Genomic DNA, 21,478 nt, shown 5'->3' with positions numbered 1-21,478 from the left:
GCTCCTCCATTCGAACACTTCGTTATGCTGATGATTGTTATGCGGTCGTGCGCGTGCGCTGCTTAGCGCAACTCGAAGCCGAGTGCCTGGAGCGCATCGCGCAGACGGTCGCGGCCATGCAGCGACTCGCGGCTGCGCCAGCGCGCGAGCGAGCGCGAGGTCCAGCCGGCGGCGCTCAGGCCTTGCGCGGTCTGGAAGGCGCCCATCACGTCGTCGTATTGCGCGATGCCTTCGGTTTGCGTGGGCGCGTCGTATTGCTCGCGATGGAGCACGACGCTTTGCGGCAGACGCGGCTTGATTTGCGCCGGACGCGATTCGTCCGCGTAGCCCACGCAGAGGCCGAACACCGGCATCACGCGCGGCGGCAGGCCGAGTTCGGCGGCGACCTGCTCGGGCTGATTGCGGATCGCGCCGATATACACCGAGCTCAGGCCGAGCGATTCGAGCGCGACCACGGCGTTCTGCGCGGCGAGCGCGGCATCGATCACGCCGACGAACAGCGTCTCCAGATAGTGCAGACCCTCGGCGCTTGCGGACGTGCGCTCGGCGGCGGCTTCGAGGCGGTTGAGGTCGGCGAGCCAGACGAGAAAGAGCGGCGCCTCGCGAATCTGCGACTGGTCGGCGGCGAGCTTCGACAGACGCGCCTTGCGTTCCGGGTCCTCGACGGCGACGACGCTCCACGTTTGCAGATTCGACGACGTGGAAGCCGATTGCGCCGCCGCGATCAGCGTTTCGAGCGTGCCTTCGGGCAGCGGCTTGTCGGCGTAATTGCGCACCGAGCGATGCGCGAGCAGCGTGTCAAGCGTGGCGTTCCAGGCGGGCAACGGGGCGTGCCAGGGCGTGCCGTAACGCGTTTCGAGGGCTTCGGTGGCGTTCTGGGTGGCGGACTCGGGCGTGCTGAGGGTGGACATCGGTTTGACTCCGGGTGATGCGTTGAATGCGGACAGGATAAGCGGAGCGCGTGGGCGCGAGCGCCGTATGGTACATGGCCTCGCGATTTGGCGCTGAGGCATGCGTGGGCGGGCGTGGGCACGCGCGCTGCGCTCTGCACGGATGGCGCGTTACCGCTATCATCGACGCGCGCGTGCGCCACGCAGTTTGACGAGTGATTCGACGACTGATTCGGCGATCGGCTCGACGGCGGCGCGCCTTCCGGTTGCCTTTCGCGCGCCGCCCTGGCGCGCGTTTGCGGCTGCATCCGCTGTGTTCACCTCTGCTGTGTCAACGTCTGCGAGGCCCTGTCATGTCGGCGACTTCTTCTTCGAATGCTTCCACGAATGTTTCTCCAGTGTGGTTCATCACCGGCTGCTCGATCGGCTTCGGGCGTGAGTTCGCGCGCGCCGTGCTCGCGCGCGGCTGGCGTTGCGTCGCGACCGCGCGCAACCAGACCGCGCTCGACGATCTCGCGCCCGAGGCGGGCGAGCGTCTGCTGAAGGTTGCGCTCGACGTGACCGATCCGGCGCAGATCGCCGCGGCTGTCGCACAGGCGCGCGAGCATTTCGGCGCGATCGACGTGCTCGTGAATAACGCGGGCTACGGTTATCAAAGCTCGATCGAGGAGGGCGAGGAGCAGCAGATCCGCGCGCAATTCGATGCGAACGTGTTCGGCCTGTTCGCGCTCACGCGCGCGGTGCTGCCTGTCATGCGCGAGCAAAAACGCGGACACGTGATTAACATTACGTCGGTGGCGGGGCTCGCGGGCTTTCCGGGGTCGGGGTATTACGCGGCGAGCAAGCACGCTGTGAACCAATATATACTTGTGCGCACACTTTTTTCGGGGCTTCCATGCGCGCTAAGAATACTACCGAAACGCCAACGCGGCATGCCCGCGTATACAGCTACTTGCGATTCAGTACGCCGAAGCAGGCGGCTGGCAGCAGCGCAGCGCGGCAATCGGATTACGCTGAGCGGTGGGCGGTCGAGCATGGCTTGCAACTAGACGAAAGCTTGTCTCTGCGTGATGAGGGACTTTCTGCTTATCATCAAAAGCACATAAAAAAGGCGCGCTTGGCGCATTCCTGCGCGCGATCGAGGAGGGCCGCGTACCTTCCGGCTCTGTCCTGGTAGTCGAGGGTCTGGACCGTCTGTCTCGCGCGGAGCCTCTGATCGCACAGACGCAACTCTCCGGCATCATTACCGCAGGCGTCGCTGTTGTGACGGCGGCCGACGGCCAGGTGTATAGCTTCGACGGCATAAGGAAGGATCCAGCCAAGCTTTTCTACAGTCTGGCCGTGATGATTCGCGCGCACGAGGAAAGCGACACTAAAAGCAAGCGGGTTCGCGCAGCCTACCGTCGCCAATGTGAAGGTTGGATCGCGGGCACATATCGGGGACTGGTGGGCGGGACCGCTACCGATCCTGTATGGGTGAAGCATTCGAGGGAAAGTGGCTTTGCTCTAGAGCCGACTCAGGCGCACGCTATGCGTCGAATGTTGCATCACTACAAGGCGGGTTACGGCGCTGTTGATATCACGAGGCGGCTCGCAGCTGAAGGCCTCACGGTGAGCGAAAAGTACCCAACGAACAGGATTGGCAGACTCGTAAAGCAGCGCAATCTGATGGGCGACAAGGTCATGAACGCGGATGGTCAGACGTTCGTGCTCAAGGGCTACTATCCGCCGCTGATTTCCGAGGCTGAATACGATGAACTTCAGCTGCTGGTGAGCAAGCGTGAGATACGGAAAGTCAAAGGTGATCTGCCTGCACTGATTACGGGTCTGCACCTGACTTATTGCGGGTATTGCGGACAGCTAATGGTGGGGCAGAACATGCTGAATCGTGCTCGTCGCGAGGACGGTCTTCCTCAGGATGGTCACCGCAGGCTGCGGTGCGGTTGTTGATTTGCAGTAGAAACTGACTCACTTTTTGCATTTAAAACTGACCCACCCTCGTGGCGCAGAATCATCACTCCTGCGCGTCAACTTCTTCGTCTTTTGCAGTCTTTGGTGAGGTTTTGCGGGACGTAGTCCGCTTCGTGGGTTGCGCTGCTGTGCTGTTCTTGAAGCGCCACGAATCATTGCCCGTTTCCACGATATGGCAGTGATGCGTGAAGCGGTCAAGCAGAGCAGTAGTCATCTTTGCGTCGCCGAACACGCTCGACCACTCGGTGAAGCTTAGGTTCGTTGTAACAACGATGCTTGTGTGTTCGTAAAGCTTTGAGAACAGGTGGAACAATAGTGCGCCGCCTGTTTGTGTGAACGGCAGGTAGCCGAGTTCATCAAGAATGACGACGTCTGCATACATCAGCCTGTTGGCGATTTGCCCCGGTTTCCCGGCTGCTTTCTCTGCTTCGAGCTGGTTCACCAGTTCAACGGTAGTGTAGAAGCGCACGCGCTTTGCGTGGTGTTGCACGGCCTCGATGCCTAGCGACGTAGCGAGATGGGTTTTTCCAGTACCTGGCCCGCCGATGAACACTACGTTTTGCGCCGATTCGCAGAACTGCAACGTGTGGAGTTCACGCACGAGCGGCTCGTCCGTGCTGGCCTGTTCGAAGTCGAAGCCAGCGAGGTCGCGATGCGCTGGGAACCTCGCGGCGGTCATCTGGTAGTTGATGGACCGAACCAGTCGCTCGGCCGTCTCGGCTTTTAGCAGCATCTGCATAAACTTCTCCGGTTCAAACTCGTTGTGCCGCGCCTGGGCGACGAGCTCTGGCCACGCCTGCGCCATTCCATGGAGCTTGAGCGACTTGAGTTGCGCTGCGGTTTCATTCGACATGGCCATCCTCCTTGCGCGGAGTGCGAAGCTTTTCGTACCGGTGGACGTCGGCGAGTGGCTCTATCTTCAGCCGTAGCGAAGTCTGTACGCCGTCGGAGCTGCGGGACGCGGGGCTTTTCAGGCGAGCAAGGATATTCAGTACATGCTCGGCACTTGGCCTGCCAGATTCGAGAGCAAGCTCTACGGCAACCAGCACCGCTTCCAGCCCATGCACAGGCGTTGCCGATAGCACCTGTACCATTACGCGGTCGCCACCCACCTGTCGAAGCAGGTGGCGCTGAAGCCGCTGCATCGGCTCTGGCATTGTGAGGAACGGGGCTCCGTTTCGTAGGGAGCCTGGTTTGCGGGCGACGAGGCTGATGTAGTGCGTCCAGTCGTAGAAGGTCAGGTATCGGTCGAAGCTACGTGCATGGCGCGCAATCTCGTTGCCATCGGCGACGACGCTGATATACGCCGGATACGTTCGCAAACTCACAACATGATTTGCGAACTCCGTAGGCACGCTATAGCGGTTGCGTTGGAAGTGAATGAGGCTTGTTGACGACACGCGAACGGGCTGCTCGATGTAGCCATCGAACGGCTTGGGGCACTGCATCAGCCGCGGGCGTTCGTCCTGCAACGCGTCTGCTACTGTCAGCTCGGGCCATTGAGGATGACGAAGTTCCTGCCACGCGTGCCGACAGCGCTCGGCCAGCCAGACGTTCAGAACATCAAGCGACTCCCACCGGGTGCGGATTGCTTCGTGCCAGATGTGACGACGACGGTCCTGAACGTTCTTCTCGACGATGCCTTTTTCCCAGCCCGCAGCGCGGTTGCAGAACTCGGGTTCGAACAGGTAGTGGTTGCACATCGAATGGAAGCGAGCGTTTATGGCGCGCTCCTTTCCTGGCCCCACCTTGTCCACGGCGGTTTTCATGTTGTCGTAGATGCCGCGTCGGGGTATGCCGCCGAACGCGGCAAACGCCCGCGCGTGCGCGTCGAACAACATTTCGTGACTCTGCGTGTGATAGGCGACGAGCCAGAATGCGCGACTTGCGGCGAGCTTCGTGTGTGCGACTTCTATCCGGCGTCGTAGGCCACCGATGAAGACGTATTCGCAGCTCCAGTCGAACTGGAATGCCTCGCCATATTCGAAAGCGAGCGGTACGAAGGCTCCTCGTAGAGCGCCTTCATCGCGGTTCTGCTTCCAGTTGCGGATGAACGCACAGACACGGTCGTAGCTGCCATCGTATCCAGCAGCCCGCAAATCGGCGTGCATCTGCTTTGCCGAGCGCCGCTCGCGCTTCGGCCTTCGCGTATCAGCCAGTAGCCAAAGACGCAACTGCTCCGACCATGGGTCGACAACGCTGCTGCTCTCTCGTTTCGGATACTTCGGCTCACCAGTTGAAGGAGACTCACGCAACCATCGCCGTATGGTGTTGCGTGACAGGCCAGTACGCCGGGATATGTCCCTCAGCGGGACGCCATCGCGGAAATGCATCCGCCGAATCTTTGCCAACATGCTCACCGTAATCACTCCGGCTCTCCTGCTTGGCGTCCAAGCAGGCATTGAACACGTGGGTCAGTTTTCGATGCAAATTTCTAGTAGAAGTGGGTCAGTTTTGCACGCGGCTCAACAACTGATCGAGGAATGGCGCAAAAGTCACCGGCTTGCGTCGGTGCAGACGTCGGCGGTCATGTCCATCGCTTTCGGCGCCGGTCCGGCGCTGTTCGATGCGTGGAGCAAGGTGCCGGACGATCTCAAAGCAGCTTTGCCGCACGGCTGGGCGCGCTGGATCGCTACTGCGGGTTTCGTGTTGGTGCTCGTTGCGCGCTTGACGCGCGTGGAGAAAGCAGATGGCTAACGTGCCAAGGAAAACGCTGGTGAGTGTTGTGGGGGCTGCTACGGCAGCCCTTTTATTTTCCACCGTCCCGCAGTTCGAGGGCGTCGTACTGCGCGGCTATCTCGATCCGGTCGGAATCCCGACGAAGTGCATGGGCGATACGCATGACGTCGTTGTCGGCAAGGCGTACAGCGACGCCGAGTGTCGCGAGTCGCTCGAAACGCAATTGATCGGGCACGCCGAGCCGGTACTGAAGTGCACGCCCGGCCTGAAGGGCCGAACTTTTCAGCTCGGGGCAGCGGTGAGTTTTGCCTACAACATCGGCGCCGGGGCGTACTGCGGCAGCGCGACGGCTCGGCGCTTCAATGCGGGGGACTACCGTGGCGCCTGCAAGGCGATGAACGAGTCCGACTCGGGCAAGCCGCAGTGGGTGACATCTGGTGGCCGGGTGCTTCCCGGTCTGGTGGAGCGGCGCGCGAAGGAGCGTGCCATCTGTGAGAGAGGTTTGTGATGCTGAAAACCATTCTGCCCTACCTGATTGCGGTGCTGATCGGCGCAGGCATCGGCTTCGGTGCCGAGCACGTCCGCGCGGGCGGAGTGCTGGCCGTCGAGCAGGCTGCGCACGCGAAGGACAACGAACGGCACGCGAACGACATGCTCAACGTGTCGCGTGCTGCGCTCGAGGGCGAGAACCGCGCGATTGACGCGCACAACGTGGCGCAAGCCGCACTGGCCGCCGCAGACGCGGCAATCACGAAGGAGAAAGACGCACATGAAGCCGACAATCGCAACTATCGCGCTGCTCTTGCAGCTGGCACTGAGCGCGTGCGCGTCGCAGTGCGAAACTGCACTGCAGCCGATTCCGGCGTCGTCGCCGGAGCTGCCGGCGCCGCCGGCGTGGGCGATGGTGGCGCCGCCACTGCAGACCTCGACCCAGCGGTTGCAGAACGCGTTTTCGGGGTCGCTGGAGACGACCAGCACGAAATCGACAAAGTGAAAGCCTTGCAGGCCTACGTGTGTGCGGTCCGGCCGAAAACGCCCGGCTGCGACGCGAGCGCGGTGCAGTGACGAAAAAAAGCCGCCGCATCGCTCAGGTGCGGCGGCTAGTGCGAGTCTCCTGGCGCTATGCGTCAGTGGCTGCGGAGGTGTCGGGACCGCAGCCAGTCCTCAAGTTATCAGGATGCAAACCTTTCGTCTGGCTTTCGAAACGTTCGCACTTGTTTTTCTCTTAGTCCATCAAAGCGTGGCTTACCACTTATGGCAAACCCTATCATTCCGTGGATCGGCGGAAAGCGCCGCCTCGCTGACCATCTCATTCCGCGTTTTCCCGCTCACGAATGCTATGTCGAGGTTTTTGCGGGCGGCGCAGCGCTGTATTTCATGCGCCCGCCTGCGAAGGTGGAGGTGATCAATGACGTGAACGGGGATCTCATCAACCTCTACCGGGTTGTTCAGCACCATCTGGAGGAATTCGTCCGGCAGTTCAAGTGGGCGCTGTCGAGCAGGCAGGTGTTTGAGTGGCTGAAGGAAACAGTCCCGGAAACGCTCACAGATATTCAGAGAGCCGCACGGTTTTATTACCTGCAGCAAAATTGCTTTGGCGGCAAGGTCGAGGGGCAAACGTTCGGCACTGCAACGACGTCGCCGCCGGGGCTCAACTTGTTGCGTCTGGAGGAAACGCTCTCAGCGGCACACCTGCGACTCGCTCAGACCTTTGTTGAACATCTCGACTGGAAGGCCTGTATCGATCGATATGACAGGCCACATACGCTTTTTTACCTTGATCCGCCGTATTGGGAAACCGAAGGGTATGGCATTTCATTTCCGTTCTCGGAATATGAGGAAATGGCCAAGCGGCTTCGGTCATTGAAAGGGAAGGCAATCGTAAGCCTGAACGACCATCCGGCTATTCGGGAAGTATTTGACGCTTTCCACGTTGAGACAGTGGATATCAAATACACGGTCGGGGGCGGCGGTCGAGAGGCTGCGAGCAGAGAGGTGATTATCTTTAGTTGGGACGACGCGGCTTCGCCTGCCGGACTTTTCTAGAGGCCTTCGCGAGCGGCTTCGGCACCGGGCGCTGTACTACGGATTCGCAACAGCGTCCGGGTGCTGCCTTACAAAAGGAGTGGAGGTGCACACGCGGGTTGCCGAACTCGACCCAGAAATGGTCGTTCATAGGACGAGTTTCGTTTGTACGTGGCAGATATTTATCGTTTTTTCTCCTCGAAATTTGTACATAAACTCTATTGGGCACCCAAAAACATGTGACACAACGTGTCGTAGTCGACTACGCTAACATTCCTGTATTTCCGGCAAGCTTGATTGACCTCATCGGTGTCAACGTTTTCCCAACTTCCGACAATCAAGACGAGTTTCGGGTCATTTACTTCGATGCCGTACTTACGCTTCGCCAAGGCAGCATTTTCCGGGTATTCGAAATATTCACGGTAGTTTGCCAACTGAGATATCCCCTCTTCAACGTAGTCAATGAATCGACGTCTGTTGCGGCTCGCCTTGGTAATGCTTCCTCTATCAAGGAGCGCTGTTTTCAGATCGTAGATATCGTAAAATCCGTCTTCTCGCTTTACCAATAGATCAGGATTTATGGCATTGTCTTCGCAGGTTCCATCGTGCTCTAGCCACTCAAGGTAAGGCTCATATTCAAAGTGGTTCGTCTTAAACGCCTTTTTTACGACATCCGGGTGGCGCATTATGAATTCCCCGATTGTTGTCTCTCGAAGATTCGGAAAGAGAAACATGCTTTGTAGTTGCTCGCCAACCACGAACCTAACGTCTGCGTCTCCGACCGTATGGATGCCCTTAACTTCATTGGCGCGCGTGGTACTCTCGAACAAATCAATAAGTTGAGTCTTATTAATTGTGCTCTTTACTATGTATGCGGAAAGAATGCTTTTACACCGAAAAATATTCTCGTTCCTATTAACTAGGATGCAATTTTCTATTGCGCAAGAGACAAAATTCTCGTCGAATGCTAGTGTGCTGCCGTGCCCGCCAACTCGATTTAACTTGGATCCATATAGTTCGATTTGCGGAAATCGTTCTTTTATTGCATCAAAGTCTGCATCGTGAGCTAGGCAAAGAAAGCGCATGCCATTATTCGTGCCATTGAGGTTGAAAACTGGATCAGGCTTCCGATCGTCAAACTGACTTAAGTATCGATAAATAGATCTTTCCTTATGGATTTTTATGGAAAGATAGTCAAATTTCTCGGACGCGCCGATAAATTCAGCAACGTAATAGCCAGAGCAGTTTGTGGCGAGAAGTATGTTTGGATAGAAAATCTTCCCGCCTTTGGGATCTAATCTTCCATCCAGTTGGGCTTTCATAATGCCCCGGAAATATGCGGACCACCAAAGCCTAGTCTCATCAACGAATTTATCGAAAAGCATAAGTCCAGTTCCAACGGTTAGTCGAATCTAAGGCGCGGCCAATGAAATGCGCCGATTGCCATCGTTAATTATCTGGCATGGCTGCAGCCGGCGCCACTTGACCGGCTGCTTCTGGCCGACTAGCGGCGCTCGCCCGTGAGCGGCCCGATGCGTTCCATTTCCTGCCGCAGGCGACGCCGGATGCGCGCAATCGCCTTGCGTGCGTCGACGATCGTCGCGCTCTGCTTGTCAATGTGCCAATACTCTTCCGCCGTGAGCGCTTCGAGTTCGCTCAGCGCATAGCGACCGCACTGAACCTCTAGCGCAAGCCGCCTCACGTCCTCATTGCGCTGCTCGCTCCAGATCCGGCGCAGTTCCTCGTACGTCGGTGTGAAGAAGGGCGGCAGCTTATAGCGCGAGACCTTGGCGCGTGCTTGGCGCTCGCTCGACCAGTCGACGTTATCGGCCGGCGGGTCGATCAGCGGCCCGATCGAGCGGTTCCGATCGCGCTTCGCGTGGTCAATCTTGTGCGAACGCTGGTCGTTGAACGCCCACCAGTCAGCGCGCGCCTCCGCATCGGTCATCCAGACTGGCGTCGGGACGAAGCATCCGGTTTTTTCATCCCAGGCCGCCCACTTCCATTCCCAGAGAGGTTCCATCTCATCGCTCAAAATACTGTATGCATATACAGTATCGCGACATCTCCAAATCGCGCTAGGGCTGGCCCAATGAGCCGGGGCCGCTCATGGCCGGTTCGGGCCAGCCCCGGTAGTAGTCCGTGGGGGCGGGGTGTCGCGGGCGTGAGGAAGGGGAATGCCCACCAGTCGACGAGGCCGTTGGCCGCTGCCGACCCACTCCAGTCCCCGCGGCATGGGCGGCCGGACGGCAGCTATCGAGTGATGAGCGGTCATCCGTTGCCCTCGATAGCCGGTAAAATCAACGGCCCCGACGGCTATAATAGTCGCAGGAAAACCTGCGGCTTGCCCGCGTAGGCCGCCCAGTGAAGACGGCACGTTTTCGCCAACTGTTAACTGCGATCCAAACGCCCTCCGTAAGTCGATGCAGAGTGGCCGAGCTTATGTGCACGCGCACCGTAAGCCCACGCGAGTTCTGAAGTCCTCGATTACCAAGGCAATAGGCAATGAAAATCTCCGAACTGGTGCTGTACAACTTTCGCAGGTACGAGGAGGCCTTCTTTCAGTTCAATCCTCAGTTCAATGTCCTGATTGGCAATAACGGGAAGGGCAAGACAACGGTACTCGACGCACTGGCGTTGCTGCTTAATACCTACTTTCAAGGCAGCAAACTCACGACCGGCGGAGGCACGATCAAGAATAGTGATGCGCATGCTGTCTACAAGGAGATCGAAGGCCAAGTCTTCTATGAGCCTACCACTGACGTCTGGCTGGAGGCTACGGCTGCGGTGGGCAACGAACGCATTCAATGGCGGCGGGACCTTGGGGACCGAGGCGGCAAAGCAAAGACTCTTGTCAAAAAGGGCAAGGAGGCGCGCGATCGCGTGACCAAGCAGTCGGACGTCGACCTGCCACTACTTCTGTACTATGGTGCAGGCCGCCTTTGGGACAAGCACGACGATATCGAGACGGATCAGCCGGCGTCTCGCCTCATGGGCTACCGGTATTGCCTTGACCCGAAATCGGATCACAAGGCATTTGAGAAATGGTTCAAACGCCTGTCCCTCTCAAGACTACAGAAGCAAGTTGAGATACCAGCGCTGGACGCCGTCAGCAACGCGGTGACGGCGTGCATCCCGGGAGCACAGAGTTTCTTTTTCGACATTGGATACGACCACCTGATGGTCAAGCTAGACCACGAAGGCCTGATCCCATTCGACGATTTGAGCGATGGTTATCGAAACATGATCGGGATAATTGCCGATATTGCCCATCGCGCCTCGCGTTTGAACCCGCAATTCGGCGCTGAAGCCGCGCGAAAGACACAAGGCATTGTCCTAATCGACGAGATAGATCTGCACCTGCATCCCAAATGGCAACGCCGCGTCGTTACGGATCTGAAGGACTCGTTTCCCGCGCTGCAGTTTATTGTCTCCACGCATTCTCCATTCATCTTGCAATCTCTGGAATCCGGAGAAGTCATCGACCTAGGGCGCGGCTTGAAGCCTGCTCAGGCGAGGTCGATCCCAACTGATATTGCCGCGCCCGCTTCGGACGCGAAGTACGTCAATCGGTCCATCGAAGACATCGTTGAAGATGTGATGAAAGTCCCGGTGCCGCAGCGCGGAGAGCGCTACCAGCAAATGTATAACGCCGCGCTGGAGTATTTTCGTTTACTCAAAGAGCCCCCCCAGGACGGAAGTGAGGAGCTAAAGGCCAAGCTCAAGCAGCGACTCGATCAGCTGTCTAGCCCGTTCAGTGACAACGTGGCCTACCACGCCTTCCTTGAGATGCAACGCATGGCTTCTGGAATTGATGGTGCTCCTGATGCGAGTTCCCCGAGGGACGACGCGTGAGACCGGTGGTGCGCGGGGCCTGGCCCACTGACGACGACGGAAAGCGGGTTGCGTTCAGTGCTTACTCAATGGCGCGCGGTGAGCTCATCAAGCGACTCGGAGAATGCTGCTCGTTTTGCGAGCAGCATCTCGATTCCAGCTTGGCGGTGGAGCATGTCCAGCCCAAAAAGCCACCAGGCGCTGTCACCAACGACCCGACTCGCGAGTTCAACTGGGAAAACTTCCTGCTCGCATGCACAAACTGCAACAGCACAAAGGGTAACGAAGATATCGATCTCAACGACCACCTTTGGCCGGATCGGGACAACACCTTTCTTGGTTTGATCTACAAGCAGGGTGGGCTTGTCGAGGCCGCACCTGGTACCGATCATACTCGGGCCAAAAACATTGTCGAACTAGTCGGACTGGACAAAGTTCCTACTTGTCACGAGCAGGAAACAAACGCATCCGACCGCCGGTGGAACAACCGGCGCGAGGCTTGGGACATCGCCGTGCAATCGAAACTGAATTTAGCCCAGTGTAATTTCCCGCAAATGCGAGTCCAGATCGTGTTGCAAATAAAGGATTTCTGGTCCATTTGGATGACGGTCTTCCATGACGATCCGGATATGCTTGAACGCATCCTGGACCGCATTCCAGGTACGGCGAAACACTGCTTCGACGCTGCAAACGGGTATAAGGCCATACCCCGTGTGCTGCCGTAGTAAGCAGTTGTTAGGTAAAGTGTTGTTCGTAGACTAAAGCACCACAAGTTCACCGCCGATCAGCAGGCCCCCCTGAATCACTATTCTCAAGTCAGCTTTCTCGACCACTGACCGCCCCCTTCGCTCAAGTGATATCAGCTGGAATACGTCGGACACCGCGTCCGTACCCGGGCAAGGCGCGCTCACACCGGCTCTACGGCAGTCGGGCGTGAAACTTGAGAGATCGGGCTGGATGGCCGCTTTGGAGTACGCCGCTGACACCTGAATGTCCTCGCGTGGCCTTCCGCGACCGACTCATGTTGGCCGGCTAGCGCCCCACGGCCGAGCGCGGTGATCACCGCGGTCACGGCCTTCATGCAAACGGCATAAACGAAGCGGAGTGGCCTCACAGCGGTGCCGATTGCGCCCATTCAGACCGGCGTTTTACCGACTGCGTGCGGCACCGGTCGGTGAGGGATCAAAGCTACGGCAGCGCAACACACTTGGTCATTGGCACGCAGGCCAGTTCGAGCCCGCGCGACGTCCGGTAGATCGAAATCGAATCCCCTGACCAACCGCAACATCGATAAAAGGGCGCCGCGTTCAGCGTGGCATCGAGTTTCATCGAGGCAATTCCGCGATCGCGAGCCAACGCTTCGAGTAAATGCAACATCTTCCGTCCAATACCGCGCCCCATGTGAGACGACCGGACGAAGATGGCATCCACTTGCCCGTTTTCGACGGTAAGCATTCCTGTGCCGACGACGCATCCCTCATCAACGGCCACATAAAAGTCGCGTTCGACAACGTGGGCCCATTTGTCGCTCGGTGAACCATCAACCCACGCCGACAGGAATGCTTCCGGATAGTATTCAGCGCACGCAGCGAGCACTGCCGTCCTGCGAATATCCCACGCGTCGAGTGTGTCGTCGCTGGTAGCTTTGCGTATTGTTAGCATGCTGGGCTCCTCGGAGCGATCATCCAGGACCACGCGCCGATAAGGTTCAGCAGATAGGAAACACGTATTTTGTCATGCATACAACCACTCCTATTTGCACCAATGCAAACGGAGCGACTGAAAAGACACGGCCCCGTCATGACTGGCGGGGCCGTTGAGGAAATCTATGTGCGATGTATGAACGTCACGATTCCCACGACTCGCCAGTGGCGGTCATGGTGCACATCATAAAATTGCGCGCGTCGCAGTTCATAACCGAAGACTGCCGCTCTGGAGCGTAGCTGTCAAGAGAGATCACAAGATCGTCGTCGATTGAGGCAGCCACCACGAGCGGCCAAAATTGGCCGGATCTGGAAGCGGATCAAATCGCAACGGTTGCCGGCTGTGGTATTAGAAAGGGCGAAACAATTCGTCTTTCGGATATGGAAGTGCCAGTTCCGGCATGTCGTGCCTTGAAAAATATTGAGTCGACTTGGTTTCCGAATCGCTCGGTATCCCTGAGCCATCAATGATTTTGCATTGGAACAGAGTCACTACGTATTCGACGCGGTCGCCACTTGGATACGTGTATCGGAACGGTCGTCCGCCAAACACGCCGAGAATACCGTGAATGCGGACGGCATATCCGGTTTCCTCCATGACCTCGCGGAAGATGGCCTCTTGGGGGCTTTCGCCCAGTTCAATTCCACCAGCGGGAAGACTCCACGCCTCTCCTGACGATTTCTCCTGAAGCAGCAATTTACCTTCATAGTCGTGGATCACGGCTGCAACGGACGGACTCAAAATCAGATCCGTTCCAACCTTCTTTCTCAGCCGACTGATGTAGCTGTCGTTATCAATCTGCGGCGACACCTTCCCCCCACAATGAGATTGGGCTGGTCCGATTGTCGGGGAGCCAAGCAACTCTGTCGAATGTGTCAAAATTGGCAGCAAGCGACGACAGAATTCAGGTCGCTTCGCCGAACTGGCTGCGATATTTAACGAACCCGCGCTTTCGGTCTCCAAGAAAGCCGGCCTGTTCGAAGAAGCGGTGTGCGTCAACGCGAGTTGCCGAACTGAGCAGCATCATCTTCGAACAGTTCCGTGACAGGCAAAATCGCTCGACTTCACGTAACAACGCCAGCCCGATTCCATTGCTGCGGCATTCTTGGTCAACAACGAGATTTTCGACTACCGCAAAGGGCTGCCCGGCGTACATAGCGTCCGCACACAGGCAAACCAACACGGTACCCCGGACACGGTCATCAACCTCGCAAACCAGCAACCGGGTGCGAGGGTCGTTCTCAAGAACCTGTATCTGGAACGCCGTAACCCTGACATTTTCGTCGACCAACTGACGGTACAACGACTGAAGGATGTCGGCATCTGCGCTCTGCGCTATTCGAATAGTCAGATGGGGGCTCACGGGGTTCAATAGTGGTTGGAAGCTGAAAGAATTTTAGATGAGCCGTGGTGTCCCAGCACTGCATTGCCGTCTATAGTGCGCGATTGTTGGCGATCTGCACGCCACCCTCGACGGACCGCTTCTGGCCGCACTCGGTCCGAGGCTCCAGCATTGCAAATGCTACTTAACTTCCCGGCGAGACATGCTGGAGAATACGTAGCAATCTCTCGCGAGATTTCCGAACGCTGGAAGCACCAACCATTTCCGCAACGTCCCCTCGCACTGAAATCCCAGTTTTTCCAAAACTCGTTTTGAGCCCGTGTTTTCAACATCACACACCGTCCGGATTCTTTGGACGTCAGGCGAGCGCCAGAGTGCCGACATAGCGACCCGGGCAGCCTCGACTGCAAGTCCGCGCCCCCAGAATCGCTCGCCGATCCCAAAGTGGATTTCAATCTTGTGTCCCTCAGGGATTACGACAAATACGCCAAAACGCTTTCAATAATTACGTCTTGGTTCACAGTCGCTGCTTAGGGAGGTGTGAACATCCTTTGCTGATCGAGTTATGAACGATCACCAACACACTTCAACTGAGGAACGTTTCTCGCATCCCATCGCCGAGAAAATCAAAAATTGAAAAGCCGGTAGTAGATGTGGGCTGCAACCCTTTCACGCCGGCCAAAGTTTGACCCACGACAACTTCCCAAGGTTTGGTACTTTTCGCAATCGCTACGATAAGAAGCCGAAGGTTTTTAATTTTGACGTTTTTTAACCGATCATTTGAAGAGACCAGCTCACGCAGAAGAGGAAGATCCTTATGCCCCGCATTATTCGCCATCCACTCCTCTGCCAGTGCTTGGAATCTAATCCAGTCCGTTCCCAGTTTGCCGAGACATTCGTCACTGAGGAGCAAATTTTCGATCGCATAGCACTGTAACCGGAAACGTGTGACGCATCCTACTGCGGAGAGCGGTCCAGGCGTGCCGTCGCCGTCCCTCAAGGAGTAGGCTTTGGGTTGGTCATAGATTGATCGAAGCATCTTGTCGCAAAATACCTCCAAGTCTGATTGTTGATCAACCGAATGAGCAAGTACGGGAAAAACGCGAATCTTGCCCTGCGCAGAGCGGGCGGCCTGCTGCCACACCCGTTCGTCGTCCTCGCCTTCCAGGATTAACATCGGATCATTACTTAAGCTCAGTGAGAGCGGATGACCGAAGAACGGCGCCACCTTTTTGATGTCTTCCGAGACGGTACTCAGTTGCACCGTCTGGCTATCGAATTCCTTAGTCCCCACGACGGCAAACTCACTGTTCGCCAAGACACAAACGAGCGCGGTGCTGTGAGTTGCAATGCATACGACCACTTTTTTCCTAGCTGACTCGTCCAAGGCGGCAAGCCGGTCTAACAGGTATTGGCCGAAGCGAGCTTGGAGATCGGGATGCAGATGCACGTCTGGCTCATCAAGCAGTAGTACGTTGATTTTGGACGGGTCCACCGACAAAAAAAAGCTCAATACTTCTGAGGCGACCGCAATGGTTTCGGACTCTCCACTACTCAGTTCGGTAGGGTTCACCAACGTACCGTCGAACGTGCGGAAAAGGAAATCCGGGGTCCCTTGCTCGATTGAGACGTTGGCTAACATCTTGCCGATCGGATCAAGGCAATCGGTTTGAAAGCTTCGTCCGCGAGCATCCGTATTCTGAAGACGCCGTAGGTAGGCATTTTCCGCATTTCGGAGGGCGAGATGGGACATCGCCTTGAAGCTAAAGCCATTCTGTACCTGGTTGGCGCGTCTGACATTTACTGTCCAGCCCGGGCTGGCCATATTAGTTTCAATATTCCCATCCCGTTGGAAGGATCCGGTTCGTTCGGGAGTTACGTAGACTGCACGATAGTTGTTGTCATTGGCGATATATGAATCAACCAGCCGCAGAAATCGACTCTTCCCAGAACCATTTCTGCCCAATATTATATTTATGCAGTTTGCGCCGACGAGAGTTGCAACCGGCTTACCCTCTTCACCTTTAAAGACTAAATCTACCATTTGTGATCCTGATTTTTGTAATTAATGCCAATTTGATAAGGATATTTAGCGAGCATTCTGTGTGGCTTACCAGACGCATCGAAAGTGACGGCGGCATCGATTGTCGACGATTCAGATAACTGTGTCGACCGTCCGCTCCTGGCCGGTTTGAGCCGGCCCCAGTAGCGGTCGCCGCGGGGGCGGAACGGCTGACGGGAAGGTCTTGCCAGCAAGTCATTCGCTGTTCGTGCGACGGTATATATAAGTAAACATCATCTAAGCACGCGGTCGAGGGCTTTTCCGATTCGCTGCTCGCGGAGGCCGGGCCGCTCGGCATCAAGGTGACCTGCGTGGAGCCGGGGCCGTTCCGCACCGAATGGGCGGGGCGTTCGCTCGTGCAGACGCCGAATCGTATCGCCGATTATGCGCCGACGGCGGGCGCGCGCATGGAGCGCACGGCAGAAGGCAGCGGTCACCAGCCGGGCGATCCGAAGCGCGCCGCGCAGGCGATCATTCGTATCACGGAGGTGGAGTCGCCGCCGCGTCATCTGGTGTTGGGCGCGTTTGGCGTGGATGCGGTGGCGGCTCGGCTGCGTGCTGCATTGGCCGATATCGAAACGTGGCGCGAGACGGGGCTGGGGACGGATTTTCCGGCGGGGGAGTGAGCGGAGTAAGGCGCGATGAGCGGCGCTTCACCCCGCCGCCATCACCAACGTCCCCGTGGCCACCAGCGCGCCGCGCCATAACCAGTCGAAATTGATCCAGCCGCGCCGCAGCATTCCCAGCCCGACATACTCATAAGCGACGAGCGCGATCACTGCCGTGGTCGCGAGCGTGACGAGCGTGTGCAGCGCGGTGAACGTGAACGACACGGCCAGCGGATTCGCGCCGCCTGCCCCGCACAACGGCAGCATCGCGGGCATGAGCATGAGTCCCGCGCCATGCAGCGTCGCCATCAACGCGGACCACGCGGCGAGCCCCAGAAAACCCGCCGTCATGCCCACGCGCACGCGGTGCCGATGCCCATACACATGCTGCCAGAGCGCCCAGCCGATCAGCAGCGCGCCCAGCACCCAATGCAGCCCGCCTTGCGCGAGACGCGGCAGCCAGGCGCCGAGCAGCGCGATCGAACTCGTCAACAGCAGCACCGACGCCGCGTGTCCGAGCGCGATCGGCGGCAGCGCCATCAGAAGCGCGGCGCGATTGCGCCGTTGCAGGCCCAGCGCCGTCGCGAACAACCAGCCCATCGCCGGATTCGCGCCGTGAAAAACGCCGCTGCCGACGACGGCGCTCCAGGCCACCCAGTGCGCGTCGAAGCCTTCGAGGATGCCGCTCATCGCGCCGCGCGCTCAGGGATAGCAGTACGAATCCGACGAGCAATCGCCGCCCTCTAGCCGGATCTGATGCGGCCGATGCGTCTTCGGCCACTCGACGAAGAATTGCTCGTCGAATGCGAGGCCGCCGTCCGCGCCCGCGTCGAGCTTCACCATCCATCCGTCGATGCCTTCGGGATAGAACTGCGCATCGATCGCGCCATAGAGCGAGTTCGTGAAATAGACACGCCGACCGTCGCGGCTCACTTCGACCATCTGCGGGCCGCCGTTGAGCGCGCGTCCGCCTGCGCGCGGATGCGTCGCGCGCGAAACGATGCCGCCGATGCGCACGCTTCCCGTGAGTTTTGGATGTTCGGGGTCCGAAACATCGTATTGCCGCAGGTCGCCCGTGCCCCAGCACGCCACGTAAAGAAAGCGGTCGTCGAGCGACAGCGCGATATCGGTCACGAGCGGCGGCACGGCGCTGAAGCCCTTGAGCATCGGCGGCAGCGATTCGGGGTCGGCGGGCTCGGCGGGAATCTCGATGATCTTGCGCGCGGCCCACTGGTCGCCGTCGAGATACCACTGCCAGATCGAGGCCGAGAGATCCTTCAGGCTGATGACGGAATTCACGAAGCCATAGGGGCGCGTGGGATCGTGCGCGGGCCGCAGTTCGAAGACGAGTTGATTCTCCGCGCCGAAGTCGAGCGTCTGCTTGTGCCGACGCGTATGCAGGTCCCAGAAGTGCAGGCGATGCCCGTACTGGCCGCCCAGCAATACCTCGGGCACGAGGCCGTTTTCGAAGGTCGCGGGCAGGCCCCATTCGCTCGTCACGACCGTGTCGAAGCCCAGATGCCACCAGCCGTCATAGGCCAGTTCCTGCGGGCCGCGTTCGATTTCCCATTGGCCGAGAATATCGAAGCTCTCGTGGTCCATCAGGAAGATGCCGCCGGGCGCTTCGCCTTGAGCATTCGCGAGCGCGGTCACGTAAATGCCATCCGGCCCGCAATGCACCGTATGAGGGCGCGTGTAACCCGCGCGCTGCGCGACGCTTTCCGGTTCGTGGACGCGCACGATGCGCGGGCGGCGCGGATCGGGTTTCGTATCGACAATATGAATGCGCGACGAACGCAGCCCCGGCACGACGAGATAGCGGCGCTCGGTATGCGCGTGCGGCGCGTTCGGGCACAGGCACGAACTGCACGCGTTCCAGCCGAAGTGATGCAGTTCGTCGCCGGTGTTGGGCATGGCGAGCCGATGAACGATGCGGCCGAATTCCGGCGAGGCGGGATCGAGATCGACGACGTCGAGCGAGTCGGGTACCGCGCTAGTGGGGTCGAAACTCGCAACCCACGCGAGTTTCTCAGGGGCCGCGTCGGCGGCCAGACGTGCTGAGGGGTAAAACGTCGGATCCGGTTTCCACGTCGCCATCGTTGTCGCCTCCTTCGTCTTCGACGAGATCGAGTGGCTATGATGCACCAGCGCGCGCTTGCGCGTATGGACCGTGTCGCCCGCCGCGCCTTATTTCATAAGGGAATAAGCTTATGTCTTAAGGAAAGAAGCGAATGCCCATGATGCAAATGGGGATAAAAACCGTCGCGCGATTATGCGAGCCATGAAAACAGTGAATTCGTTTCGTCGACATTTATCTCGGAGGCCAGAGTTTCTAGACTTGTAATCAACGGTTCGCAGCGAGCGCTGCACCGACAAGTCAAGTTACTGGAGGTTCTGTCATGAAGTCGCTTTTCAAGGCTGCTGCGCTGGCCGCCGTGCTCGTGGTGCCCGCTGTGTCGTTCGCCCAATCGCAACCGGGAAACGGTCCTGTCACGCGTGAACAGGTGCGCGCTGAGTTGAAGCAGCTGGAGTCGGTGGGCTGGCGCCCGAACGTCGTGTCTCCTTACTATCCTGAAGATTACCGCGCCGCACAGGCCCGCCTGGCCGCGCAAAGCGGTTACGGTCCTTCGACCGATGGCACGTCGCAAAGCGGCTCGGCTAGCTCGTATTCGCCGCCGGTCATCATGAAGTGAGCCTGAATTGCGCTCGGTATTGGCGTAATCGAATGTGCAAACGCGGTGCGTCCCAAATGGGGCGCACCGCGTTTTCGCGTTCTACGGCGTTCGATTCAACCTCAGTGAAAGCGCTTTCACCGTGGTGCGATTCATCAATCGTTTAAATTGAATCGTTCTCCCGATCATCGATCCATGCGCGCGTTTCGTCGAGAATTTCGTCCGAGAGCGTGGGATCGTCGATCAGCCGCGCGAGAATCACCGCGCCCACCATCGCTGACCAGCTGCCGATGGCCGCACGCCGTGCGTGTTCGGCAGTGGAAGCGTCTCCACTCGCGGCGTTCGCCGCGCTCAAACGTTCGATCTGCTTCCTGAGTCCCGCCGCCATCACGGCGCGCGCCTCGGGCGTCTGGCGCACCGTTTCCGCGCCCAGCGCCGCAGTCGGACATCCGCCCGCGAGATTGTCACGATGCGCGCGCGACAGATAGCGCGACGCGTAGCGCGCCACGTCCGTTTCGCCCGCGTCGCCTTGCGCGAACACGTGCGCGAGCGTTTCGGCGATCAGATCGTCCTTCGACTTGAAGTAGCCATAGAAGCCGCCGTGCGTGAGGCCGGCGGCGCTCATGACTTCCGCGACCGTGACGGCGTCGTAGCCGCGCTCGCGGAATAAACGGCTGGCCGCTTCCAGAATCTTCTGGCGATTGATCGCCACCTGCTCACGACTGACTCGCATCGCGTTCTCCGCTGCCCTCGATTTTCTGCTTGACATTATACATGACGGTCATCATTATTCGACTCGAATACATGATGATCGTCATGTATAAGGATTCGATACGCGAAGGAGAGTCACCATGTCAGCAAAACCCGTTGTTCTGATCACAGGCGCATCCACCGGTATTGGCGCGGTGTATGCCGATCGTTTCGCGCAGCGCGGCCACGACCTCGTGCTGGTCGCGCGCGATCAGGCGCGTCTGGAAGCGCTTGGCGCGCGGCTACGCGAGCGCGATGGCGTGAACGTCGAGATTCTGCGCGCCGACCTCACGCAGCACGCCGACCTCGCGCAAGTGGAAGCGCGTCTCGCGAGCGACGCGCGCATTGGCGTGCTGGTGAACAACGCGGGCACTACTGCGGCGGGCACCTTCATCGAGCAGGGCGCGGAGGTCGTGAGCAAGCTGATCGATCTGAACGCCACGGCGGTCGCGCGGCTCGCTGCCGCCGTCGCGCCGCGTTTCGCGCGCGAGGGGCAGGGCGCCATCGTCAATGTGGCGTCGGTGCTGGGTCTCGTGCCCGAGTATCACGCGACGGTTTACGGCGCGACCAAGGCGTTCGTGCTGTTCCTCTCGCAAGGTTTGCACGTCGAACTCGGGCCGAAGGGCGTGTATGTGCAGGCGGTGCTGCCGGGCGCCACGCGCACGGATATCTGGTCGCACGCGGGCAAGGATGTGAACGAGTTGAGCGGCGTGATGGAAGTCGACGATCTCGTCGATGCGGCGCTCGCGGGCTACGATCGCCGCGAGACGGTCACGATTCCGCCCTTGCCCGACGAGCAGCAGTGGAACGCATTCGAAGCCGCGCGTCAGGCGATGGCGGCGAACTTCGGCCAGTCGCAACCGGCGGCGCGTTATCGCGCGGCGGCGGTCGAAGCGAAGTAAGCATGCTGCGCTCAATGAAGCGAGGGCGCGCAAATCGCT

Annotated in this window: 23 protein-coding genes and 2 pseudogenes; 12 read left to right on the top strand and 13 right to left on the bottom strand. The window is 58.7% G+C overall.

Annotation, left to right across the window (positions count from 1 at the left end):
* Positions 1-62 precede the first annotated feature (62 nt).
* On the bottom strand, positions 63-911 hold the full coding sequence (locus U4Y88_RS05685; RefSeq protein ID WP_224009634.1) for an NADPH-dependent oxidoreductase: 849 nt from the start codon (positions 909-911) through the stop codon (positions 63-65).
* Between the two features lie 377 nt (positions 912-1,288).
* On the opposite strand from U4Y88_RS05685, the gene U4Y88_RS05680 reads away from it, so the two are divergent.
* From U4Y88_RS05680 to U4Y88_RS05670, 3 genes and pseudogenes are all read left to right on the top strand, one after another.
* Complete coding sequence (locus U4Y88_RS05680) at positions 1,289-1,939, top strand: SDR family NAD(P)-dependent oxidoreductase (protein ID WP_321782825.1); 651 nt, start codon at positions 1,289-1,291, stop codon at positions 1,937-1,939.
* Between the two features lie 52 nt (positions 1,940-1,991).
* Positions 1,992-2,285, top strand: a pseudogene (locus U4Y88_RS05675) (recombinase family protein); the annotation flags it as partial.
* Positions 2,286-2,336: 51 nt separating this feature from the next.
* Positions 2,337-2,840, top strand: coding sequence for a recombinase family protein (locus tag U4Y88_RS05670; RefSeq protein ID WP_321782980.1), 504 nt, complete (start codon positions 2,337-2,339; stop codon positions 2,838-2,840).
* 64 nt (positions 2,841-2,904) lie between these two features.
* Here the strand turns inward: U4Y88_RS05670 and istB are convergent, their stop codons facing one another.
* Both istB and istA read right to left on the bottom strand, forming a co-directional pair.
* Complete coding sequence (istB, locus tag U4Y88_RS05665) at positions 2,905-3,714, bottom strand: IS21-like element helper ATPase IstB (protein ID WP_321782823.1); 810 nt, start codon at positions 3,712-3,714, stop codon at positions 2,905-2,907.
* Complete coding sequence (gene istA / locus U4Y88_RS05660) at positions 3,704-5,221, bottom strand: IS21 family transposase (RefSeq protein WP_321782821.1); 1,518 nt, start codon at positions 5,219-5,221, stop codon at positions 3,704-3,706. The genes istB and istA overlap by 11 nt, the downstream gene beginning before the upstream one ends.
* On the opposite strand from istA, the gene U4Y88_RS05655 reads away from it, so the two are divergent.
* The 4 genes from U4Y88_RS05655 (at position 5,214) to U4Y88_RS05640 (ending at position 7,586) form a co-directional block, all read left to right on the top strand.
* Entirely contained in the window at positions 5,214-5,558 is a 345-nt protein-coding gene (locus U4Y88_RS05655; RefSeq protein ID WP_321782819.1) for a hypothetical protein, read from the top strand. The genes istA and U4Y88_RS05655 overlap by 8 nt on opposite strands.
* Entirely contained in the window at positions 5,551-6,048 is a 498-nt protein-coding gene (locus tag U4Y88_RS05650) for a lysozyme (protein ID WP_321782817.1), read from the top strand. The genes U4Y88_RS05655 and U4Y88_RS05650 overlap by 8 nt, the downstream gene beginning before the upstream one ends.
* Positions 6,048-6,605 (top strand): lysis system i-spanin subunit Rz, encoded by a 558-nt coding sequence (locus U4Y88_RS05645; protein ID WP_321782815.1) that lies wholly within the window; start codon positions 6,048-6,050, stop codon positions 6,603-6,605. Before U4Y88_RS05650 ends, U4Y88_RS05645 begins: the two co-directional genes overlap by 1 nt.
* A 189-nt stretch (positions 6,606-6,794) precedes the next feature.
* The gene (locus U4Y88_RS05640; protein WP_321782813.1) at positions 6,795-7,586 is read left to right on the top strand and encodes a DNA adenine methylase; all 792 of its coding nucleotides are present in this window, start codon (positions 6,795-6,797) and stop codon (positions 7,584-7,586) included.
* A 197-nt stretch (positions 7,587-7,783) separates the two neighbouring features.
* Here the strand turns inward: U4Y88_RS05640 and U4Y88_RS05635 are convergent, their stop codons facing one another.
* Complete coding sequence (locus tag U4Y88_RS05635; RefSeq protein WP_321782811.1) at positions 7,784-8,950, bottom strand: Shedu anti-phage system protein SduA domain-containing protein; 1,167 nt, start codon at positions 8,948-8,950, stop codon at positions 7,784-7,786.
* Between the two features lie 119 nt (positions 8,951-9,069).
* The gene (locus U4Y88_RS05630) at positions 9,070-9,588 is read right to left on the bottom strand and encodes a hypothetical protein (protein WP_321782809.1); all 519 of its coding nucleotides are present in this window, start codon (positions 9,586-9,588) and stop codon (positions 9,070-9,072) included.
* A gap of 482 nt (positions 9,589-10,070) precedes the next feature.
* On the opposite strand from U4Y88_RS05630, the gene U4Y88_RS05625 reads away from it, so the two are divergent.
* On the top strand, positions 10,071-11,420 hold the full coding sequence (locus tag U4Y88_RS05625; protein WP_321782807.1) for an AAA family ATPase: 1,350 nt from the start codon (positions 10,071-10,073) through the stop codon (positions 11,418-11,420).
* On the top strand, positions 11,417-12,124 hold the full coding sequence (locus U4Y88_RS05620; RefSeq protein WP_321782805.1) for an HNH endonuclease: 708 nt from the start codon (positions 11,417-11,419) through the stop codon (positions 12,122-12,124). Before U4Y88_RS05625 ends, U4Y88_RS05620 begins: the two co-directional genes overlap by 4 nt.
* Positions 12,125-12,587: 463 nt before the next feature.
* Here U4Y88_RS05620 and U4Y88_RS05615 read toward each other — a convergent pair whose 3' ends face one another.
* The 5 genes from U4Y88_RS05615 to U4Y88_RS05600 all read right to left on the bottom strand — a co-directional run bounded on the left by U4Y88_RS05615 (position 12,588) and on the right by U4Y88_RS05600 (position 16,489).
* Positions 12,588-13,061 carry a GNAT family N-acetyltransferase gene (locus U4Y88_RS05615; protein WP_321782803.1) on the bottom strand — a complete coding sequence of 158 codons (474 nt, stop codon included), beginning with the start codon at positions 13,059-13,061 and terminating at the stop codon, positions 12,588-12,590.
* A gap of 390 nt (positions 13,062-13,451) precedes the next feature.
* Positions 13,452-13,913: an NUDIX domain-containing protein gene (locus U4Y88_RS05610; RefSeq protein WP_321782801.1), complete on the bottom strand. Its 462-nt coding sequence runs from the start codon at positions 13,911-13,913 to the stop codon at positions 13,452-13,454.
* A gap of 94 nt (positions 13,914-14,007) precedes the next feature.
* Positions 14,008-14,466, bottom strand: a complete 459-nt coding sequence (locus tag U4Y88_RS05605; protein ID WP_321782799.1) for a GNAT family N-acetyltransferase — start codon at positions 14,464-14,466, stop codon at positions 14,008-14,010.
* 159 nt (positions 14,467-14,625) lie between these two features.
* Positions 14,626-14,919 carry a GNAT family N-acetyltransferase gene (locus tag U4Y88_RS37740; protein WP_415774402.1) on the bottom strand — a complete coding sequence of 98 codons (294 nt, stop codon included), beginning with the start codon at positions 14,917-14,919 and terminating at the stop codon, positions 14,626-14,628.
* Positions 14,920-15,031: 112 nt separating this feature from the next.
* On the bottom strand, positions 15,032-16,489 hold the full coding sequence (locus U4Y88_RS05600) for an AAA family ATPase (protein WP_321782797.1): 1,458 nt from the start codon (positions 16,487-16,489) through the stop codon (positions 15,032-15,034).
* A 260-nt stretch (positions 16,490-16,749) separates the two neighbouring features.
* On the opposite strand from U4Y88_RS05600, the pseudogene U4Y88_RS05595 reads away from it, so the two are divergent.
* A pseudogene (locus tag U4Y88_RS05595) lies at positions 16,750-17,133 on the top strand (short-chain dehydrogenase/reductase); the annotation flags it as partial.
* Between the two features lie 27 nt (positions 17,134-17,160).
* On the opposite strand, the gene U4Y88_RS05590 reads toward U4Y88_RS05595, so the two are convergent.
* Positions 17,161-17,805, bottom strand: a complete 645-nt coding sequence (locus U4Y88_RS05590; protein ID WP_321782795.1) for a hypothetical protein — start codon at positions 17,803-17,805, stop codon at positions 17,161-17,163.
* Between the two features lie 12 nt (positions 17,806-17,817).
* A complete protein-coding gene (locus tag U4Y88_RS05585) occupies positions 17,818-19,212 on the bottom strand; it encodes a selenium-binding family protein (protein WP_321782793.1) in 1,395 nt (464 codons plus the stop codon).
* A gap of 302 nt (positions 19,213-19,514) precedes the next feature.
* On the opposite strand from U4Y88_RS05585, the gene U4Y88_RS05580 reads away from it, so the two are divergent.
* The gene (locus tag U4Y88_RS05580) at positions 19,515-19,808 is read left to right on the top strand and encodes a DUF4148 domain-containing protein (RefSeq protein ID WP_224009629.1); all 294 of its coding nucleotides are present in this window, start codon (positions 19,515-19,517) and stop codon (positions 19,806-19,808) included.
* 142 nt (positions 19,809-19,950) lie between these two features.
* On the opposite strand, the gene U4Y88_RS05575 is transcribed toward U4Y88_RS05580, so the two are convergent.
* Positions 19,951-20,520, bottom strand: a complete 570-nt coding sequence (locus U4Y88_RS05575; protein WP_321782791.1) for a helix-turn-helix domain-containing protein — start codon at positions 20,518-20,520, stop codon at positions 19,951-19,953.
* 118 nt (positions 20,521-20,638) lie between these two features.
* Here U4Y88_RS05575 and U4Y88_RS05570 point away from each other — a divergent pair, with 118 nt between their 5' ends.
* A complete protein-coding gene (locus U4Y88_RS05570) occupies positions 20,639-21,439 on the top strand; it encodes an SDR family oxidoreductase (protein WP_321782789.1) in 801 nt (266 codons plus the stop codon).
* Positions 21,440-21,478: the final 39 nt, after the last annotated feature.

Source organism: Paraburkholderia sp. J94, from assembly GCF_905220285.1.
Taxonomy (GTDB): domain Bacteria; phylum Pseudomonadota; class Gammaproteobacteria; order Burkholderiales; family Burkholderiaceae; genus Paraburkholderia; species Paraburkholderia tropica_A.
The sequence above is the reverse complement of the archived record's forward strand: the minus strand, read 5'-3'. Positions and strand labels throughout refer to the sequence as shown.

Bases quoted from the DNA above. Each gene is read 5' to 3' on its own strand.
- U4Y88_RS05685 (WP_224009634.1), bottom strand. From the start codon at position 911: ATGTCCACCCTCAGCACGCCCGAGTCCGCCACCCAGAACGCCACCGAA.
- istB (WP_321782823.1), bottom strand. From the start codon at position 3,714: ATGTCGAATGAAACCGCAGCGCAACTCAAGTCGCTCAAGCTCCATGGA.
- U4Y88_RS05655 (WP_321782819.1), top strand. From the start codon at position 5,214: ATGCTCACCGTAATCACTCCGGCTCTCCTGCTTGGCGTCCAAGCAGGC.
- U4Y88_RS05650 (WP_321782817.1), top strand. From the start codon at position 5,551: ATGGCTAACGTGCCAAGGAAAACGCTGGTGAGTGTTGTGGGGGCTGCT.
- U4Y88_RS05645 (WP_321782815.1), top strand. From the start codon at position 6,048: ATGCTGAAAACCATTCTGCCCTACCTGATTGCGGTGCTGATCGGCGCA.
- U4Y88_RS05640 (WP_321782813.1), top strand. From the start codon at position 6,795: ATGGCAAACCCTATCATTCCGTGGATCGGCGGAAAGCGCCGCCTCGCT.
- U4Y88_RS05635 (WP_321782811.1), bottom strand. From the start codon at position 8,950: ATGCTTTTCGATAAATTCGTTGATGAGACTAGGCTTTGGTGGTCCGCA.
- U4Y88_RS05630 (WP_321782809.1), bottom strand. From the start codon at position 9,588: ATGGAACCTCTCTGGGAATGGAAGTGGGCGGCCTGGGATGAAAAAACC.
- U4Y88_RS05625 (WP_321782807.1), top strand. From the start codon at position 10,071: ATGAAAATCTCCGAACTGGTGCTGTACAACTTTCGCAGGTACGAGGAG.
- U4Y88_RS05615 (WP_321782803.1), bottom strand. From the start codon at position 13,061: ATGCTAACAATACGCAAAGCTACCAGCGACGACACACTCGACGCGTGG.
- U4Y88_RS05600 (WP_321782797.1), bottom strand. From the start codon at position 16,489: ATGGTAGATTTAGTCTTTAAAGGTGAAGAGGGTAAGCCGGTTGCAACT.
- U4Y88_RS05590 (WP_321782795.1), bottom strand. From the start codon at position 17,805: ATGAGCGGCATCCTCGAAGGCTTCGACGCGCACTGGGTGGCCTGGAGC.
- U4Y88_RS05585 (WP_321782793.1), bottom strand. From the start codon at position 19,212: ATGGCGACGTGGAAACCGGATCCGACGTTTTACCCCTCAGCACGTCTG.
- U4Y88_RS05580 (WP_224009629.1), top strand. From the start codon at position 19,515: ATGAAGTCGCTTTTCAAGGCTGCTGCGCTGGCCGCCGTGCTCGTGGTG.
- U4Y88_RS05575 (WP_321782791.1), bottom strand. From the start codon at position 20,520: ATGCGAGTCAGTCGTGAGCAGGTGGCGATCAATCGCCAGAAGATTCTG.
- U4Y88_RS05570 (WP_321782789.1), top strand. From the start codon at position 20,639: ATGTCAGCAAAACCCGTTGTTCTGATCACAGGCGCATCCACCGGTATT.